This window comes from Pseudomonas sp. URMO17WK12:I7 (assembly GCF_003269045.1).
GTDB classification, from domain to species: domain Bacteria; phylum Pseudomonadota; class Gammaproteobacteria; order Pseudomonadales; family Pseudomonadaceae; genus Aquipseudomonas; species Aquipseudomonas putida_J.
This window is the reverse complement of sequence record NZ_QLTL01000003.1, coordinates 1-18,119: the sequence shown is the minus strand read 5'-3', so window position 1 is coordinate 18,119 and position 18,119 is coordinate 1. Positions and strand designations below refer to the sequence as shown.

At 64.1% G+C, this 18,119-nt stretch carries 16 protein-coding genes; 9 read left to right on the top strand and 7 right to left on the bottom strand.

Going from position 1 to position 18,119, the window contains the following annotated elements:
• The first annotated feature begins 116 nt into the window (after window positions 1–116).
• The gene (locus H040_RS04275) at window positions 117–533 is read left to right on the top strand and encodes a Spy/CpxP family protein refolding chaperone (protein WP_027921068.1); all 417 of its coding nucleotides are present in this window, start codon (window positions 117–119) and stop codon (window positions 531–533) included.
• A 59-nt stretch (window positions 534–592) separates the two neighbouring features.
• A complete protein-coding gene (locus H040_RS04270) occupies window positions 593–1,930 on the top strand; it encodes a sensor histidine kinase (protein WP_027921067.1) in 1,338 nt (445 codons plus the stop codon).
• Window positions 1,931–2,067: 137 nt separating this feature from the next.
• Here H040_RS04270 and H040_RS04265 read toward each other — a convergent pair whose 3' ends face one another.
• Window positions 2,068–2,625, bottom strand: a complete 558-nt coding sequence (locus H040_RS04265) for an NAD(P)H nitroreductase (protein WP_027921066.1) — start codon at window positions 2,623–2,625, stop codon at window positions 2,068–2,070.
• 102 nt (window positions 2,626–2,727) lie between these two features.
• On the opposite strand from H040_RS04265, the gene H040_RS04260 reads away from it, so the two are divergent.
• A complete protein-coding gene (locus tag H040_RS04260; RefSeq protein ID WP_027921065.1) occupies window positions 2,728–4,182 on the top strand; it encodes a TrkH family potassium uptake protein in 1,455 nt (484 codons plus the stop codon).
• Here H040_RS04260 and H040_RS04255 read toward each other — a convergent pair.
• Window positions 4,139–5,200, bottom strand: a complete 1,062-nt coding sequence (locus tag H040_RS04255; RefSeq protein WP_027921064.1) for an AraC family transcriptional regulator — start codon at window positions 5,198–5,200, stop codon at window positions 4,139–4,141. The genes H040_RS04260 and H040_RS04255 overlap by 44 nt on opposite strands.
• 154 nt (window positions 5,201–5,354) lie before the next feature.
• Here H040_RS04255 and H040_RS04250 point away from each other — a divergent pair, with 154 nt between their 5' ends.
• Window positions 5,355–5,666: a DUF962 domain-containing protein gene (locus H040_RS04250; RefSeq protein WP_027921063.1), complete on the top strand. Its 312-nt coding sequence runs from the start codon at window positions 5,355–5,357 to the stop codon at window positions 5,664–5,666.
• Here the strand turns inward: H040_RS04250 and H040_RS04245 are convergent.
• Window positions 5,663–6,475 (bottom strand): UDP-2,3-diacylglucosamine diphosphatase, encoded by an 813-nt coding sequence (locus H040_RS04245; RefSeq protein WP_027921062.1) that lies wholly within the window; start codon window positions 6,473–6,475, stop codon window positions 5,663–5,665. The two genes, H040_RS04250 and H040_RS04245, sit on opposite strands and share 4 nt — an antisense overlap.
• A 126-nt stretch (window positions 6,476–6,601) precedes the next feature.
• Here H040_RS04245 and H040_RS04240 point away from each other — a divergent pair, with 126 nt between their 5' ends.
• Window positions 6,602–7,366, top strand: coding sequence for a helix-turn-helix transcriptional regulator (locus tag H040_RS04240; RefSeq protein WP_027921061.1), 765 nt, complete (start codon window positions 6,602–6,604; stop codon window positions 7,364–7,366).
• A 156-nt stretch (window positions 7,367–7,522) separates the two neighbouring features.
• Window positions 7,523–8,413: a DMT family transporter gene (locus H040_RS04235; RefSeq protein ID WP_027921060.1), complete on the top strand. Its 891-nt coding sequence runs from the start codon at window positions 7,523–7,525 to the stop codon at window positions 8,411–8,413.
• On the opposite strand, the gene H040_RS04230 is transcribed toward H040_RS04235, so the two are convergent.
• Entirely contained in the window at window positions 8,414–8,695 is a 282-nt protein-coding gene (locus H040_RS04230; RefSeq protein ID WP_027921059.1) for a SelT/SelW/SelH family protein, read from the bottom strand.
• A gap of 67 nt (window positions 8,696–8,762) precedes the next feature.
• Here H040_RS04230 and H040_RS04225 point away from each other — a divergent pair, with 67 nt between their 5' ends.
• A complete protein-coding gene (locus H040_RS04225) occupies window positions 8,763–10,949 on the top strand; it encodes a patatin-like phospholipase family protein (protein WP_027921058.1) in 2,187 nt (728 codons plus the stop codon).
• A 118-nt stretch (window positions 10,950–11,067) separates the two neighbouring features.
• Here the strand turns inward: H040_RS04225 and H040_RS04220 are convergent, their stop codons facing one another.
• Window positions 11,068–11,505 (bottom strand): MarR family transcriptional regulator, encoded by a 438-nt coding sequence (locus tag H040_RS04220; protein ID WP_027921057.1) that lies wholly within the window; start codon window positions 11,503–11,505, stop codon window positions 11,068–11,070.
• A 139-nt stretch (window positions 11,506–11,644) separates the two neighbouring features.
• Window positions 11,645–13,789 carry a DNA helicase RecQ gene (gene recQ, locus H040_RS04215; RefSeq protein ID WP_027921056.1) on the bottom strand — a complete coding sequence of 715 codons (2,145 nt, stop codon included), beginning with the start codon at window positions 13,787–13,789 and terminating at the stop codon, window positions 11,645–11,647.
• Window positions 13,790–14,034: 245 nt separating this feature from the next.
• Here recQ and H040_RS04205 point away from each other — a divergent pair, with 245 nt between their 5' ends.
• On the top strand, window positions 14,035–14,622 hold the full coding sequence (locus H040_RS04205) for a YecA/YgfB family protein (RefSeq protein WP_027921055.1): 588 nt from the start codon (window positions 14,035–14,037) through the stop codon (window positions 14,620–14,622).
• Window positions 14,623–14,629: 7 nt separating this feature from the next.
• A complete protein-coding gene (locus H040_RS04200; protein WP_027921054.1) occupies window positions 14,630–14,995 on the top strand; it encodes a YbaN family protein in 366 nt (121 codons plus the stop codon).
• A gap of 106 nt (window positions 14,996–15,101) precedes the next feature.
• Here the strand turns inward: H040_RS04200 and H040_RS04195 are convergent.
• Window positions 15,102–18,119 (bottom strand): type I secretion C-terminal target domain-containing protein (locus H040_RS04195; protein ID WP_146746755.1); only part of this gene is annotated, 3,018 nt, incomplete at its 5' end.

Here is an 18,119-nt window from a genome sequence, read left to right as displayed (position 1 = left end):
CTACAAAATCCCAGCTCATCTTTACCCTGCCTTTACGCAGCGCTGACTGCGCTTGACCTTGATCTCCCTAGACTGAGCTCATCCGGTAACCACCGGCCTATGACAGGAGAGACACCATGCGCAAGACCCTTATCGCTCTGATGTTCGCCGCCGCCCTGCCAACCGTGGCCATGGCCATGCCTGAAGGCGGCCCGCGTCACGACGGCCCGCATCATCGCGGTGATGCGCCTTTCGCCCAACTGGACCTGAGCCGCGACCAGCGCCAGCAGATCGGCAAGCTGATGGGCGAGCAGATGAAGAACCGCCACGAAATCACCGAGCGCTACCTGAACAAGCTGCCGGCAGCCGACCAGAAGGCCATGAAAGACGAACTCAAGGCCAGCCACGACAAGACCGACAGCCAGGTCCGCGCACTGCTCAAGCCTGACCAGCAGAAGAAATTCGACGAACTGCAGAAGGAACGCGAAGCACGCAAGGCTGAATGGAAGGAGTTCCAGGCCTGGAAAGCTGAAAAAGCTGGCAAGGCCCAGTAAGCTGTCAACCAATGCCCGGCCCGCCCTCAAGCGGGCCGGGCTTTTCCCGTTTACAGGAGGTGCTCTTGCGTTCTCTGTTCTGGCGCATCCTGGCCAGCTTCTGGCTGGCTATCACCCTCGTCGCGGGCCTGTCGATCCTGCTCGGCCACATGCTCAACCAGGACGCCTGGATCCTCAGCCGCCACCCGGGCCTGAAAACCATGGCCAGCCATTGGACCCAGCATTATGAGCAGGAGGGCCTGGAGTCTGCCCAGGCATTTCTGGAGCGACGCAAGCAGCGCTACAAGATCGATGTACAGGTGCTCGACGACAGCGGCGATGCCGTGGTGCCCGGTACCTTCCCGCGCCGCGCTGCCGCGTTCGAGGCGCGCCAGCACAATGACGAGCGCCGCCTGCCGTGGCGCCGCTTGACCGAGGAATACACCAGCCCCGACACCGGCGAGACCTACCTGCTGATCTACCGCATCCCGCACCCAGAGCTGGATGCGTGGCACCGCGAGAGCCTGCTGTGGCCGTTGAGTGCGCTGGGCATCGCGTTGGTGGTGCTGACCTTGTTCAGCCTGCTGGTGACCCTGTCCATCACCCGCCCGCTCAGCCGCCTGCGCGGCGCCGTGCACGACCTTGGCCAGGCCACCTACCAACAGAACAGCCTGGCCCGCCTGGCTGCCCGGCGTGATGAGTTTGGTGTGCTGGCCAAAGATTTCAACAAGATGGGCGCGCGCCTGCAGAGCCTGATAGGCAGCCAGCGCCAGCTGCTGCGCGACGTGTCCCACGAGCTGCGTTCACCGCTGGCGCGCCTGCGCATTGCCCTGGCCCTGGCCGAACGTGCCGAAACCGAACAGCGCCAGGCCCTGTGGCCGCGCCTGACCCGTGAATGCGACCGCCTGGAAGACCTGATCAGCGAAATCCTGACGTTGGCCAGGGTCGATGCCGAGCAGGCCCATACCGAGCCTGTCGACCTCAACGCGCTGCTCGGCAGCGTGCGCAAGGACGCTCAGCTAAGTGCGCCGGAGCAGGATGTGAAGCTGGAGGCGCAACCGGGGTTGACGCTGCAGGGCTGGCCGACACTGATCGAGCGCGCCGTGGACAACCTGGTGCGCAATGCCCTGCGCTTCAACCCGCAGGGGCAGCCGATCGAGATCAGCGCGCAGCGCGAGCCCGGGCAGATCGTCCTGAGCGTGCGTGATCACGGCCCCGGGGTGGCGCCGGAGCACCTGGCACAGCTGGGGGAGCCGTTCTTCCGTGCGCCGGGGCAGGAGGCAGCGGGGCATGGGCTGGGCCTGGCGATTGCGCGCAAGGCGGCAGAGCGCCATGGCGGCAGCCTGGTGCTGGAGAATCACCCGCAGGGTGGATTCTTAGCCCGGCTGGAGTTGCCTGAAAACATCGCAGCTGACTGACAGCAAGCCGGGGCTGTTTTGCAGCCCTTTCTGACCGGTCCGGCGCCCCGGCAAGGCCGCTCCCACAGGGATCACTACAGGTTCGAAACCTGCGCCGTGCCTGTGGGAGCGGGCTTGTCCGCGAAGAATCCAGCGCGTTATTCGCCCCAGACGCTGACGTACTCGGCGGTTTCCAGTATCGGCGCCGTACGCGGCTCGGTCAGCGGCGTGCCGACATACAGGTAACCGATCAGCTCCTCGTTCTCGGCCAACCCCAAGCCCTTGTGCACGTGGGCATCGAAAGCCATGTCGCCGGTGCGCCACACCGCGCCGATGCCCTGGGCATGGGCAGCAATCAGGATGCCATGGGCCGCGCAACCCGCCGCCAGGCGCTGCTCGGACTTGGGCACCTTGAAGTGGTCCTGCAGCTTGGCGATCACCACGATCAGCAACGGCGCACGCAGCGGCATCGCGCGTGCCTTGTCCAGCGCAGCCTGGCTGGCGTCGCCCTTGTGCAGCAGCGCTTCGGCGAACAGTTCACCGAGCTTGTCGCGGCCCTGACCCTCGATGGTCAGGAAGCGCCATGGCCGCAGCTGGCCGTGGTCCGGTGCGCGCAAGGCCGCCTGGAACAACGCCTCGCGTTGGGCCTCGTTAGGTGCAGGTTCGGTCAGGCGTGGCACGGAAACACGGTTGAGCAATGCGTCGAGAGCCTCCATCGGCTACCCTCCTGGCAGGTAAATGTGCGGCCATTCTAGCGTTTACATCACCAGACCCATAGGTAGAATGGCGCCCTTCCGTTTCGAGTCTGAGCAGATCACATGGCGTTGCCGACCTTAAGGATCATTGGTTTCATCATCGGCATCTTCCTGATTACCCTGGCCGTAGGCATGGCCGTGCCCATGGCGACCCTGGTGATCTTCGAACGCACCGGCGACATGCCCTCGTTCCTCTGGTCCAGCCTGATCACATTCATCGCCGGCCTGGCCATGGTCGCTCAGGGGCGGCCCGAGCACGTCCACCTGCGCCCACGCGACATGTACCTGCTGACGGTCAGCAGCTGGGTGGTTGTGTGCATCTTTGCGGCCCTGCCGTTCTTGCTGACCCAGCACATCAGCTACACCGACGCCTTCTTCGAAAGCATGTCCGGCATCACCGCCACCGGCGCCACGGTGCTCAGCGGGCTCGACAACATGTCACCAGGCATCCTGATGTGGCGCTCGATGCTGCACTGGCTTGGCGGCATCGGCTTCATTGCCATGGCGGTGGCGATCCTGCCGCTGCTGCGCATCGGTGGCATGCGCCTGTTCCAGACCGAGTCGTCGGACCGCTCGGAGAAGGTCATGCCGCGCTCGCACATGGTCGCCAAGTCGATCGTCGGCGTGTACGTCGGTTTCTCGATCTTTGGGGCACTGGCCTTCTGGTGGGCCGGCATGAGCCCGTTCGATGCAATCAACCACGCCATGTCGGCGATCTCCACCGGCGGTTTCTCCACCTCTGACCAGTCACTGGCCAAGTGGGACATCCCCGCCGTGCACTGGGTCGCGGTGGTGGTGATGATCCTCGGCAGCCTGCCTTTTACCCTGTACGTGGCGACCTTGCGCGGCAACCGCAAGGCGTTGATCCGCGATCAGCAGGTACAGGGCCTGCTGGGCATGCTGGTGGTGACCTGGGTCGTGCTCGGCACCTGGTACTGGTACACCACCAACCTGCACTGGCTCGACGCCTTGCGCCACGTGGCGCTCAACGTGACCTCGGTGGTCACCACCACCGGCTTCGCCTTGGGCGACTACAGCCTGTGGGGCAACTTCTCGCTGATGCTGTTCTTCTACCTGGGCTTCGTCGGTGGCTGCTCCGGCTCGACGGCCGGGGGTATCAAGATCTTCCGTTTCCAGGTGGCCTACATCCTGCTCAAGGCCAGCCTCAACCAGCTGATCCACCCGCGCGCGGTGATCAAGCAGAAGTACAACGGCCATCGCCTGGACGAAGAGATCGTGCGTTCGATCCTGACCTTCTCGTTCTTCTTCGCTATCACCATTTGCGTGATGGCCCTGCTGCTGTCGCTGCTGGGGGTGGACTGGATGACCGCTCTGACCGGTGCAGCCGGCACGGTGTCGGGTGTCGGCCCGGGCCTGGGTGAAGTGGTCGGCCCTTCGGGCAACTACTCGACGTTGCCGGATGCCGCCAAGTGGATCCTCGCCGCCGGCATGCTGCTCGGCCGCCTGGAAATCATCACGGTGCTGGTGTTGTGCATGCCGGCGTTCTGGCGTCACTGACTTCACCGGGCTCGGCACCCAGCCGGGCGCGGTATTCGCTGGGGGTCACATCGAACCAGCGGCGGAACGCGCGGTAGAAGTTGCTCGGGTCGGCAAAACCCAGCAGGTAGGCGGTTTCCAGCAGGGTCATGCCTGGCTGGGCCAGGTACTGCTCGGCCAGCTCGCGACGGGTGTCGTCAAGCAGGGTCTGGAAGCTGGTGCCCTCTTCCTGCAGGCGGCGCTGCAAGGTGCGCTGGGACAGGTGCAGGGCCTGGGCCAAGGTTTCGCGCTTGGGCTCGCCTTGCGGCAGGATGCGGCACAGCACCTGGCGCACCCGGTGAGTCACGCGGCTCTCCGAAAAGCGCGCAAGGTATTCACCGGCGAAGCGGTCATGCAGGATGGCCATGGCTTCGTTGGCGGTGGGCAATGGCGCCTCCATATCGGCCCGTTCGAACACCAGTGCATCGTGCGGTGCACCGAACACCAGCGGGGAATGGAATGCCACCTTGTACGGTTCGATATCCTTCGGCTGCGGCCCTTGCACCAATACCCGTCGCGGCTGCACCGGCCGACCACTGAGCCACTTGCACAAGGCCAGCGCGCAGGCCAGCGAGGCTTCTGCGCTGTGCCGGGTAGGCGGCAGGTGGTCGCCATGCACGGTCAGAATCAGCGAATAACCTTCAGGGCCGAGGACAAAGCTCAGGTCGGAACTCTCGGCAATGATGCGCTGGTAGCGCACCAGCCGCTCGAAGCCTTCAGCCAGGGTGCGGCTGGACATCAGCGCGTAGCCCACCACGTGGAACGACGCCGGGCGCACCACCCGCGCCATGTTAAGGCCAATGGCTTCGTTACCCGAAAGTTCGACCGCCAGCTGCCACAGGCGGGTCATGGCGTCCTGCGGAAAACGCGCATCCGGGTCGTCGAGTGCGGCGAAATCCAGCCCCAGCTGCTTGAACATGGCCGGGCAGTCGAGCCCTTCCAGCTCCAGCGCCTTGACAATCCCTGATGCCCAGCTGGCTGACGTGGTTCTTTCGCTCATGGCAGGCTTCTTATGCTGACCGCATCGTGCGGTTAACCCCAAGGATACTCATTTGGCGCCTATTGTCACTGGCCGGCCCCGCCAATCACTCTAGACTCGATTCAGGCTCCACGCCGTGTAACCTGTTAAAAGTGATAATCCCGGAGTACTGCCCATGACCAGCACCACGCAGTTTCGCAGTTTCGCCGAGTTCTATCCGTATTACCTGGGGGAGCACAGCAACCCCACCTGCCGGCGCCTGCACTTTGTCGGCACCAGCCTTGTGATCGCCTTGCTGGCCTACACCATCGGCAGCGGGAAGTGGTTGCTGTTGCTGGCAGTGCCGCTTTGCGGGTACGGCTTCGCCTGGGTGGGGCACTTTTTCTATGAGCGCAACAGACCGGCCACGTTCAAGCACCCGTGGTACAGCCTGGTGGGTGACTTCGCCATGTTCCGCGACATCCTGCTTGGCCGGATCAGCCTCTAGGCCGGCTCACGCAGAGCCGCCACAGCGTCGGCCTGGCGCGCCTGGGCATCGGCCAGCCTGTACAGCTCGATGCTGCCGTCCCAATGCTCGATCAGCGCTGTGCACGACTCGACCCAATCACCGCAGTTGAGGTAATCCACCTCGCCGACCTTGCGTATTTCGGCGTGGTGGATATGCCCGCACACCACCCCGTGAAAACCACGGCGGGTGCACTCATGGGCAATCGCATCCTCGAAGTCACTGATGAAGTTCACCGCACCCTTGACCTTGTGCTTGAGGTACGCCGACAGCGACCAGTAGCCATACCCGTAGCGCGCACGCCAATGGTTGAGCCAGCGGTTGAGCACCAGGGTGAACTCATAGGCACGGTCGCCAAGGAAGGCCAGCCAACGGTGATAACGGGTGATCACGTCGAACTGGTCGCCATGGATCACCAGCAGGCGTCGGCCATCGGCGGTCAGGTGCTCGGCCTCGTCCACCAACTGGATATTGCCCAGCATCAGCTTCGAGTAACGGCGCAGGAATTCGTCATGGTTGCCGGTAACGTAGATCACCTCGGTGCCACGCTTGCTCATGGTCAGCAAGCGGCGGATCACGTTGGTATGGGCTTGCGGCCAGTAGATGCCACCGCGTAGCTTCCAGCCATCGATGATATCGCCTACCAGGTAGATGCGATCAGCCTGGTAGCCCTTGAGGAATTGCGACAGGTGTTCGGCCTGGCAATCGCGCGTGCCCAGGTGCACGTCGGATATCCACAGGGTGCGTACGCGCTGCTTGCGTGACGGGCGAGAGAGTTCGGCATGGGTCATGGGCAGGCTCCGGCGCTGTTTGCTGGAGACTGGCAGGCACAAGTGACAGGTTGGTGGCAGGGATGTGACGAGTGATGGGCTGCCAGGAATGCGGCACAATGGCCGACAGCCCCACGAGGAAACCCCATGGCCGGCCCGATACTTTCCTTGCGCCACTACCGCGATGAGCTGATCGCCCACAGCCACGAACACCCGCAATTGGTATTCGGCCTGCAAGGCCGCCTGGATTTCGAGGTGCAGGGCCACGGGGCCAAGGTCGCCCGCCAGGGCCTGGTGGTGGTGCCCGCGGGCGCCCATCACACCTGCGGCAGCGATGCCGGCAGCGATTGCCTGGTACTGGATGTGCCCGGCGAGCACTGGCTGCACGAGCAACTCGGAGCCCATGCCGATGCCAGCCGGCGCCTGCTCGACCAGCCTGGCGCACTGGGGCTGGATGATCGCCAGCAGCAACTGGTGGACTGGCTGGCGGCGAGCCCCATGGACGACCCGCTGATCGCCCGGCAAGGCGCGGTGCTGTTGCTGGCCAGTCTCAACCCCTGCGCAGCGGCCATCGTCACGCCCAGCCATCGCCTGCCCTATGCCGCTTTCGATGGGCATATCGAACAGCATGCGGCCTACCCGCTGCAGGTTGCCGACCTTGCACGTATCGCCGGCTTGTCCAGCGCCCGGCTGCATGCACGATTTACCGCCGAGTGCGGCATGACGCCGATGGACTACATCCGCCAGCGGCGCCTGCTCAAGGCAAGGCGGCTGGTCATCCAGAGCTTGCTGCCGATGGGCGAGATTGCGGCGCAGGTGGGGTACAGCTCGCAGAGTGCATTCTCGGCAGCCATGCTGCGCGCGTTTGGCTGCTCGCCGTTGGCCATGCGGCGAGAGGCTGGCGACAATTGACGGCAGGATGGCGACAGAACGTGTTGGCCTGAGGCTTTACACTTTGCCTGTGCCGGCCTCATCGCGGATAAATCCCCTCCTACAGGTTTCGTGTAGGAGCGGATTTATCCGCGATGAGGCCGGCACAACCCGTAGAGATTTGAGCAAGGACCCAAGATGAACCACCGCACTGCCCTCGGCGCCCTGCACATCGGGGCGTTGTTCTTCGGCCTGACCGGCGTCTTCGGCAAGCTGGCCACCAGCGCCAGCCCGGCGATCATCGTCTTTGGCCGCGCCGCATTCGCGGTGCTGGCCCTGGCGCTGTTCGCCAGCCTCACCGGTCCCGGCTGGCGACGCCTGAGTGGCCAGGACATGCGCCGCCTGCTGTTCGGCGGCGTGTTGCTGGCCGGCCATTGGGTCAGCTTCTTCATCGCCGTGAAAGTCGGCGGCGTGGCCATCGCCACCCTGGGCTTTGCCAGCTTCCCGGCCTTCACCGTGATCCTCGAAGGCTTGCTGTTCCGCGAACGCATCCGCCGCAACGAAGGCGTGCTGGTGGTGCTGGTCAGCATCGGCCTGATACTGGTCACCCCGGCATTCGACCTGGCCAGCCAAGCTACCGGCGGCCTGCTCTGGGCTTTGCTCTCCGGCTTGCTGTTCTCGCTGCTGTCCTTGACCAACCGCGCCGGCTCTGGGCGCTTGCCGGCCGTGCAGGCGGCACTGTGGCAGAACCTGGTGGTCGGCTTGTGCCTGCTGCCCTTCGCCGGCCCAGGCCTGAGCCAGGTAGCCACCCTGGACTGGCTGTGGATCGCCCTGCTCGGGGTCTTCTGCACCGGCGTCGCCCATAGCCTGTTCGTTGCCAGCCTGGGAGTGATCAAGGCGCGCACCGCCGCCGTAGTGTTCGCCATGGAACCGGTTTACGGCATCGCCGTGGCCTGGGCGGTGTTTGCCGAAACGCCAACCCTGCGCATGCTGTTGGGTGGCGTGCTGATCATCTTTGCCATCGTGCTGTCCAGCCGCATGGCCGCCGAGCAACCTCACAGGCACAAGCCCGTGGCCGAGGGCGCCTGATCAGCGATCGTTGTGGCCCAGGTCGCGTTGCGGGTCGATCTGGTCGCGCACACGCTGCTTGAGCACCTTGGCCTCGGGGAAGCCTCCGTCAGCCTTGCGCTCCCAGATCTGTACGCCATTGCAGGTGATGCGAAAGACCCCACCACTGCCCGGTTCCAGCGCTACCCGGCCAAGGTCGTCGGTGAAGGTGCTGAGCAGCTCCTGGGCCAGCCAGGCGGCGCGCAGCAGCCACTGGCATTGCGTGCAATATGTGATGACGATTTCCGGCTTGTTGTCGGCCATGCTGAAGCATCTCCAGATAAGGGGCCGCTTATACTAGCGGTCTTTAGCCTTCGGTTTGAGACTCACGATGCGCCGCCTGCTGTTCTGCCTTTTGCTGACACTCACTGCCTTGACCGCATTCGCCGCCGAGTCCGCCCACCCCAAGGTCGGCCTGGTGCTGTCTGGCGGTGCCGCCCGTGGCCTGGCCCACATCGGCGTGCTCAAGGCCCTGGAGGAACAGGGCGTGCACATCGACGCCATCGCTGGCACCAGCATGGGCGCGGTGGTGGGCGGGCTGTATGCCTCCGGCTACAGCGTCGAAGAGCTGGAAAAACTTGCCACCACGCTGGACTGGCAGCAGGCGCTGTCCGATGCACCGCCACGCAAGGATGTGCCGTTCCGGCGCAAACAGGATGACCGCGACTTCCTGGTCAAACAGAAGCTGAGCTTTCGCGACGACGGCAGCCTGGGCCTGCCCCTGGGGGTGATCCAGGGCCAGAACCTGGCGCTGCTGCTGGAAAGCAAGCTGGCCCACACCGCCGACACCCGCGACTTCGACAAGCTGCCGATCCCCTTCCGCGCCGTGGCCACCGACATCGCCAACGGCGAGAAAGTGGTGTTCAGCCGTGGCCACTTGCCACAGGTGATTCGCGCGAGCATGTCGATCCCGGCCGTGTTTGCCCCTGTCGAGCTTGATGGCCGCCTGCTGGTGGATGGCGGCATGGTCGACAACATCCCCCTCGACGTGGCCCGGGAAATGGGCGTCGACCTGGCCATCGTCGTCGACATCGGCACGCCGTTGCGTGACCGCAAGCAACTGGCCACGGTGGTCGATGTGCTCAACCAGTCGATCACCCTGATGACCCGGCGCAATTCCGAGGAACAGCTGGCCAGCTTGCACCGCGACGACATCCTGATCCAGCCGCAACTGGCCGCCTTTGGCGTCACCGACTTCGGCCGCGCCCAGGACATGATTGACGCAGGCTACCGCGCCACCCGCCTGCTCCACACGCGCCTGGCCACGCTGCGCCAGCCAGAGAGCGACGCCAGCCTGGCCGTGGCCCGCTCGCCAGGCCAGCGCACGCCGGTGATCACCGCGATCAGGATAGAAAACGACTCCAAGGTCAGCGACGACGTGATCCGCTATTACATCCGCCAGCCAATTGGCGAGCCGCTGGCGCTGGACCGCCTGCAGACCGACATGGGCACCCTGTATGGCCTGGACTACTTCGACCGCGTGCAGTACCGCGTGGTGCACAAGGGCCACGACAACACCCTGGTGATCAATGCCCGCGGCAAGCGCGGCGGCACCGACTACCTGCGCCTGGGCCTGAACCTGTCGGACGACCTGCGTGGCGACAGCGCCTTCAACCTCGGCGCCAGCTACCGCATGAACGGCATCAACCGGCTGGGTGCGGAATGGCTGACGCGCGCCCAGATCGGCGACCAGCAGGAGCTGTACAGCGAGTTCTATCAGCCGCTGGACGTGGGTTCGCGCTACTTCGTCGCGCCTTACCTGGACCTGGGTTCGCAGAACATCGAAGCGACCCTGGACAACGACCCGATCGCCGAGTACCGGTTGGAGCGCTATGGCTTCGGCCTCAACGTCGGGCGCCAGATCGGCACGTCCGGCGAAGTGCGCCTGGGCGTGGGCAAGGCCTGGGGCGAGGCCGAAGTGCGTATTGGCGATCAGGACCTGCCCTCGGCCAGCTTCAACGAAGGTTTTTACGAGCTGAAGTATTCGTTCGACACCCTCGACAACGTGTACTTCCCGCACAGTGGCGAGGACATCGGCCTGACCTTGCGCAAGTACGACCAGTCGCTGGATTCGGATGACGAGTACCGGCAGTGGCTGCTGAACCTGGACAAGGCATTCAGCGTCGGGGCGAACACCTTTGTGCTGGGTGGGCGTTACGGGCGAACGCTGGACCCGACGGAGGTGGTGACGTCAAGTTTCGTGTTGGGGGGCGCGCGGGAGTTGTCGGGCTTCCGCCAGGACTCGGTGTCAGGGCAGAACGTCAGCCTGCTACGGATGGTGTACTACCGGCGCCTGACGCCAAGGGCCTATCTGCCGTTGGACTTCCCGTTGTATATCGGCGGGTCGCTGGAGCGTGGGCGGGCCTGGAACAACGACAACGAGTTCGACAGTGGCTACATCAATGCGGCGAGCATCTTCCTGGGGCTGGAGACGCCGTTGGGGCCGTTGAACCTGAGTTATGGGGCCAACAGTGCGAACGAGCAGGCGGTGTACCTGAACCTGGGGCATACCTTCTAGAGGGCTGGGGCCGCTTTGCGGCCCTTTCGCGACACAAGGCCGCTCCTACAGGGGAGCGCATATGCCTGTAGGAGCGGCCTTGTGTCGCGAAAGGGCTGCGAAGCAGCCCCCGGAGGGATCAGGACTTTTCGAGGTTGGCGAGGATCTTGGCATGCACCCGCATGCACACTTCCAGATCCGCCTCATCCACGCCCGTGAAAAGCTCCAGGCGCAGGGCGTTGGCAATGGTTTCGATCTGCTCGATCAGCGGCTTGGCCGGTGGGCACAGCAGGATCTTTTTCGCCCGCCGGTCCTCCAGCACCGCCTGGCGGCGCACCAGGCCCTGGCTTTCCAGGCTGTCGAGCAGCCGCGCCAGGGTCGGGCCTTCAACGCCCACGCTCTGCGCCAGCTCGCGCTGGGTAGGCGCTTCTTCGAAACGGGCCAGGTGCAACAACACCAGCCAGCGCGCCTGGGACAGGTTGAGCCCGGCCAGGCGGCGATCCAGCTCGGCACGCCAGCCGCGGGACATCTGCGCCAGCTGCATGCCGAAGCGGTGTTGGTTGTCGGTCAGGGGCATAAGCAACTCAATAGACTAGAACTAATTGTTAGTCAGCTAACCATGCTCCGGGGCATCAGGCAAGGCTGCCCGCCGCGGAAACACCCGATAATCGTCAAAAAGGATGACAAACATCAGCAGTTGACAGAAATGCCGCCCATCAGAGCTCGAACTCCGCCGCCAGTGCCGCACGTATGCAGTACAGCACGCCTTCCGGCACCCGGGCACCGAACAACGGTGCAATCGCCGACACCGGCGGCAGCTCGCCTTCGCCGTCGAGGAAGGCATCCTGCACTTCCATCATCAGGTCTTCCGGCAGGTCCAGCGCTTGCTCCAGGCTCAGTTCCTGGCGCCCAAGGGCCTCGGCCAGCAGGCTGTAGACGTTCTTCTCACTGCAGTTGAGCTGCCCGGCGATCTGCGCCGGGGTCATGCCGGCGCGGGCCAGGCTGACCAGTTCGTGGCGCAGGTCGAGCACCACCTTCGGCGCCTCCTCGGTGCCACCGGCGCCGTTGAGCACTTCGAGGAAGGCCTGGCCGTAGCGTTCCAGCTTGCGCGCACCCACACCGCTGACCTGGGCCATGTCGCCGAGGCTGATCGGCTGGCTGCGGAGCATTTCCAGCAGGGTGGAATCGGGGAAGATGACATAGGGCGGCACGCTGTGCTCCTCGGCCAGCTTGCGCCGCAAGGTGCGCAGCGCCTCCCACAGTTCGCGCTCTTCGGCGCGTACCAGCTGGCTGGCCGGGCTGCCGCCGCTGGAGGCAGCCTTTGCCACGGTCTGTGGCTTGAGGTCGCGGCGCAGCTGCAGGTTAACCTCGCCACGCAGCAGTGGCCGGCAGCTGTCGGACAGGCGCAGGCCACCGTAGCCTTCCAGGTCGATGTCGACCAGCCCGCGCGCCACCAGCTGGCGGAACAGCGAACGCCATTCGGCCTCGGCCAGGTGCTTGCCGACACCGAACACCGAAAGTTTCTCGTGGCCAAAGTTGCGCACCTTCTCGGTCTCCTTGCCCAGCAGCACGTCGACCAGGTGGCCTACGCCGTAGCGCTGGCCGGTGCGGAACACGGCCGACAACGCCTGGCGGGCAGGCTCGGTGGCGTCCCAGGTCTGGATCTGGTCGACGCAGTTATCGCAGTGGCCACAGGGTTGTTCGAGTGTTTCGTCGAAATAGGCCAGCAGCGACTGGCGGCGGCAGCGGGTTTCTTCGCACAGTGCCAGCATGGCGTCGAGCTTGTGCTGCTCGATGCGTTTGTGGCGCTCGTCACCTTCGGAGTTCTGCAGCATCTGCTTGAGCATCACCATGTCCTGCAGGCCGTAGGCCATCCAGGCATCTGACGGCAACCCGTCACGGCCGGCACGGCCGGTTTCCTGGTAATAGGCCTCGAGCGACTTGGGCAGGTCGAGGTGGGCTACGAAGCGCACGTTGGGCTTGTCGATGCCCATGCCGAAGGCAATGGTGGCGACCATGATCAACCCTTCCTCGTTGAGGAAGCGGTGCTGGTTGGCCGCACGGGTCTCGGCGGCCAGGCCGGCATGGTACGGCAGCGCCGGGAAGCCTTGCTCGCAAAGGAACGCGGCGGTTTCATCGACCTTCTTGCGCGACAGGCAGTAGACAATGCCGGCGTTGCCACGGCGCTCGCCGAGGAAGGCCATCAGCTGCTTGCGTGGCGACTCCTTGGGCACGATGCGATAGAAGATGTTCGGCCGGTCGAAACTCGACAGGAAGCGCTCGGCGCCCTGCAGGTGCAAGCGCTGGACGATCTCCTCGCGGGTACGCATGTCGGCGGTCGCGGTCAGGGCGATACGCGGCACGTGCGGGAACAACTCGGCCAACTGCCCCAGCTGCAGGTACTCCGGGCGGAAGTCATGGCCCCATTGCGATACGCAGTGAGCTTCGTCGATGGCGAACAGCGAAATATCGAGATCGCGCAGGAAGTCCAGCATGCGTGGCTGCACCAGGCGCTCCGGCGCCAGGTAGAGCATCTTCACCTCGCCCCGGCGCAAGCGCCCGGCCAGGTCACGCTGCTGCTCCGGGCTCAGCGTGGAGTTCAGCGCCGCCGCGGCGACGCCGAGTTCATCGAGGGTGGCGACCTGGTCGTCCATCAGCGCGATCAGCGGCGACACAACCACCGTCAGGCCCGGGCGCAACAAACCAGGCACCTGGAAGCACAGCGACTTGCCGCCACCGGTAGGCATCAGCACCAAGGCATCGCCGCCATTGGCCACGCATTCGATGATCGCTGCCTGGCGCCCACGGAAACTGTCGTAACCGAAGATATCCTTGAGAACGCGCTGAGCCTGTTCGAGCATGTGCAACTCCACAAATCGCCGTACCATCCTGGACACAGGCTGGACGAAAAACCCGCCCCGCACACGCCAAAAGCGTAAGCGGCTTTTGCCAGATGGACGGGAAATCCCGCACCTGGATGAAAAACGGCGGAGTATACCGTAGTGCTGGCCCGCACAGGATGCCCGGTGACAGACGTTCCCTTTGCCCCGCTGCCGCCGCAAGGTGCTAGAATTCACTATCGTTTATTCCCCAAGGTAGCCCTGTAATGTCCTTCGCCGAGCAACTGACCCGCCTGCAAGCCTTCCTCGACGCCGACGAGCTGCACGAAGAAGCGCTGGACTACGTCGCCGCACACGGCTACCTGACCGCGCTGTCGATCTGCTCCGAAGTCGTTCCCGAGCGTGAATGGATCGACGCGCTGTTCGCCGAAGAGCCCCATTACGCCAGCGATGCCCAGCGCACCGAGATCGAAGCGACGCTGGTAGCCCTCAAAGGCCACATCGCCCGCCAGCTGGCCAGCGATGAAGAATTCGACCTCCCATGCGACCTTGACCTGACCGACGAGCCGGACGATTCCGACCTGCGCGGCTGGTGCATCGGCTTCATGGAGGGCGTGTTCCTGCGTGAAGAGGCCTGGTTCGAGAACGCCGAAGAAGAAGTCAGCGAAATGCTGCTGCCGATCATGGTCGGGTCCGGCCTGTTCGACGAACAGCCTGAGTTTGCTGACATCGCCAGCAACGCCAACCTGCAGGACGACATGATCGTGCAGATCCCGGAAGCGCTGAGTGCGCTGTTCCTGCTGCTGCACGCTCCAGAAGAGAAGCCGGCGCTGCTCAAGCCACGCCACCACTGAGTCGGCCGTGCGCTACCTGCTGCTGGCCGTCGGCTGGCTCAGCGTTGCGCTGGGGGTGCTGGGGATCTTCCTGCCGGTGTTACCCACCACCCCGTTCCTGCTGCTGGCTGCGGCCTGCTTCGCGCGCAGCTCGCCGCGCTTTCACGATTGGCTGGTCAACCATCCCAAGCTTGGGCCGTGGATCCGTGACTACCTGACTGGCGAGGGTATTCCGCTCAAGGGCAAGGTCTACGCCATCGGCCTGATGTGGGCGAGCATCGGGCTGTCCTGCTACCTGGTACCACTGTTCTGGGCCAGGGCCTTCATGCTGACCAGTGCGGTGCTGGTCAGCCTGTACATCCTCAAGCAGAAGACCTTGCGCCGATCGGGCTGACCCGTGCTATCGCCTGTTCTGGTCTCTTCGCGGCTAAAGCCGCTCCTACAGGTGCCAGAGTACCTGTAGGAGCGGCTTTAGCCGCGAAGAGGCCAGAACAGGCTGATCAGACCGTATCCACCTTCAACGAATGGTCATTGATCATACCGTTGATGATGGTCGCAGTATCATGCCCCGCCGAAATCACCCCGCCCGCCCCTGCCGTCACCCCGTAATGCTGGGCCAGGTCGACCCCGGCCAGGTCGATGGTCTGGGTCGGCGCCGCGCCCGCCACGCTGCTGACTTCGATGGTCGAGACCACATGGGTGCCGCTGCCACTGACCTTGAAGTGCAGGTAGTCATCCAGCGAGGCCGCCGTGGCATTCTCGCCCTGCAGCAGTTGCGACAGGTCCAGACGGTCGCTGCCCGGAGTGAAATCAGTCACCGTGTCATGCCCGGTGTCACCCTTCTGCCAGACGAAGGTGTCGTTGCCGTTGCCACCGGTCATGATGTCGTCACCCGGCCCGCCGATGAGGATGTCATTGCCATCACCGCCCTTGAGCACATCGTTACCCCGGCCACCGCTAAGCGTGTTGTCGCCGGCATCGCCGATCAAGGTGTCGTTGTAATCGGAGCCGATCAGGTTCTCGATGCTGATCAAGGTGTCGATGCCTGCGGCACCGGTATTCTGTGGCCCGTGCAGGCTGAGGTCGACCGTCACACCTGCGGTGGCCGAGGCATAGCTGGCGGTATCGTTGCCCGCGCCGCCATCGAGCAGGTCGTTGCCAAGGCCGCCGATCAGCAGGTCATCGCCATTGCCGCCGTGCAGGGTGTCATTGCCCGCACCGCCCACCAGCACATCATGGCCGTCACCACCGTTGAGGATGGTGTCGGCATTGCTTGCCATCAACACATCATCGCCTGCCGTGCCGTTCAAGGTGCTGCCGGCCTGGTAAGTGATATCCACCGCGCCAGCCGCACTGCCGCCATGGCCATCGGTGACCGTGTAGCTGGCCTGATGCACGTCATTCACGGCGTTGCTGTAGTCCACCACCATGCTCAGCTTGTAGTTTTCGGCGGCCTTGCTGGTGTCCGAGGGGTTGATCTGGTTGACCACATGGATGCTGTACACCCCGTCATGGCTGGCGGTGAAGCTGCCGCCATCGGTAATGGGCTGATAGCTGCCGCTGGCATCCTTCCACTCCAGCCCCAGGTTGCCGTCGGGGCGGTCATGGTCCAGGTGAAGGGTCTCGCCCTTGCGCAGGCTGACGGTGATCACATCCTCGGCATTGGCATGGCTGCTGTTGATGTCGCCCAGGTAGCCGAGTACCACCAGCGCTGCGGTCATGCTGCCAGCAGCAGTGGTGAAGGCGCTGCGCTCCAGGGCCTTGAACTGGTTGTCGAGCGAATTGCCCTGGCCATCGAAGGTGATGTTCGGGACGCCAGTGCCGAGGGTGAAGCCGGCCCCCTTGTCGGCAAAGTTGGTGTTCACAGTGATCGGCGCCGCACTCAAATGGTCGTTGTCGAGATCACTGTCATTGGCCAGCAGCACTTCGGACGGCAAGGTGATACTGGCGCCGGTGATGTTGGTGATGACATGGTCGGCCACCGCCACCGGTGCATGGTTGCCATTGACCATTACGAGCAGGTCGGCACTGCTGGTATCGCCGTCATTGTCGCTGACCGTGAAGCCGAAACGCTCGGGCGGGCTGCTGTCATTGCCCTTGGGTGGCGTGTAGGTGAACTCGCCGCTGTCCATGTTCACCAACAGGCTGCCGCCCAGGCTGGTCTTGATGGTCAGCGTGTTGCCCGTGGTGTCGAAGCTGGCATTGTCTGCGCCACCGCTGGCCGAGTACCCACCCTGCCCCGCGTTGGCTTTCGGGTCGTAGCTGTAGGTGATGCCGTCGACCAGCAGTGCCTTGATGAAGCCGCCATCGGCACCGAAGGTGCCATCGCTGAGAAGGCTGCCGGTAATCGGCGAACCCTGCACGGTACCCGACAGCACGCCATAAAGCTGGTTGAAGTCGCTGACGATCACTGCATTGGTGTCGGTATGGCTGCTGCCGTCATAGGCCAATGGGTTCAGGTTGTCCGCGTTGACATCCGTGCCAAGGCCAATGGCGTAGGACTTGATGCCGTTGCTGTCGAGGAACGTCTCCCAGCTGGTTTCGCGCGAAGCGGTCATGGCATGCCCGGAGCTGGGCTCGCCATCGGAGAAGAAGTAACTGACGTTCTGCGCATCCGCCAGCTTGCCATTCTGGGCATAGGCCGTCTGGGCAGCGGTGGCCGCACTGTCGTAGTAGGTCGAACCACCGGCGTGCAGGCCGTTGACGATCGACTTGGCGACGTCGATGCTGACCCACTCCGCCGACTGGATCTGCGCACCACCGCTGAAGGTGACGATCTGCACCTTGATGTCGCCCATGCCGTCGTACTTGTCGAGCAGCGCAGCGATGGCATGTTTGGCCGCGTCCAGCCGGGTCAGGCCGGGTATGCCGGAAGCAGAATCCATGCTGCCGGACACATCGATCACCAACAGGATGTTGGAATCCAGATGGCCCGGCGTGATGCTGCGCTCGGCACAGACCGCATTGGGTACATCGTCGACGATGGTGATGGCGATGTTGTTGGTGATGCTGTGGCCCAGTGAGTCGGTCGCCTTGTAAGTGAAATACTCGACCGCCGAATCGGCGCCCGGGGTATTGGCAGGTGAAGTCAGCGTGTAGGTGTAGCTGCCGTCAGGGTTGATGCTGATCTGCCCATACTGGCCGACAGCGTTGCCAACCAGGCTGAAGGTCAGCGCCCCCACGGCATTGGAAACGGAGCCTGCCAGCGAGCCGCTCGCCGTTTCACCGGTCGAGGTCGGGTCACTGCCCGTGACGCTGCCGGCTGCCAGGTCATTGCCGTCCTTGTGCAGGTCCAGCGCTTTCTCGTACACCGTGACTTCCTGATCCCCGCAAACCTGAAGCCTTGGGTCATGCACGTTGATGGCCAGGGTCGTGGTGCTCTCGTCGCCATCGGCATCGCGGAGGGTGTAGACGAAGGTGTCGACAGCATCCCGCGGCGATACCACGTCCGGGTTGGAGTGGTAGACCGCGTTGCCCTTCTCGTCGATGGTCAGGTAGCCGTACTGGCCATTCACCTG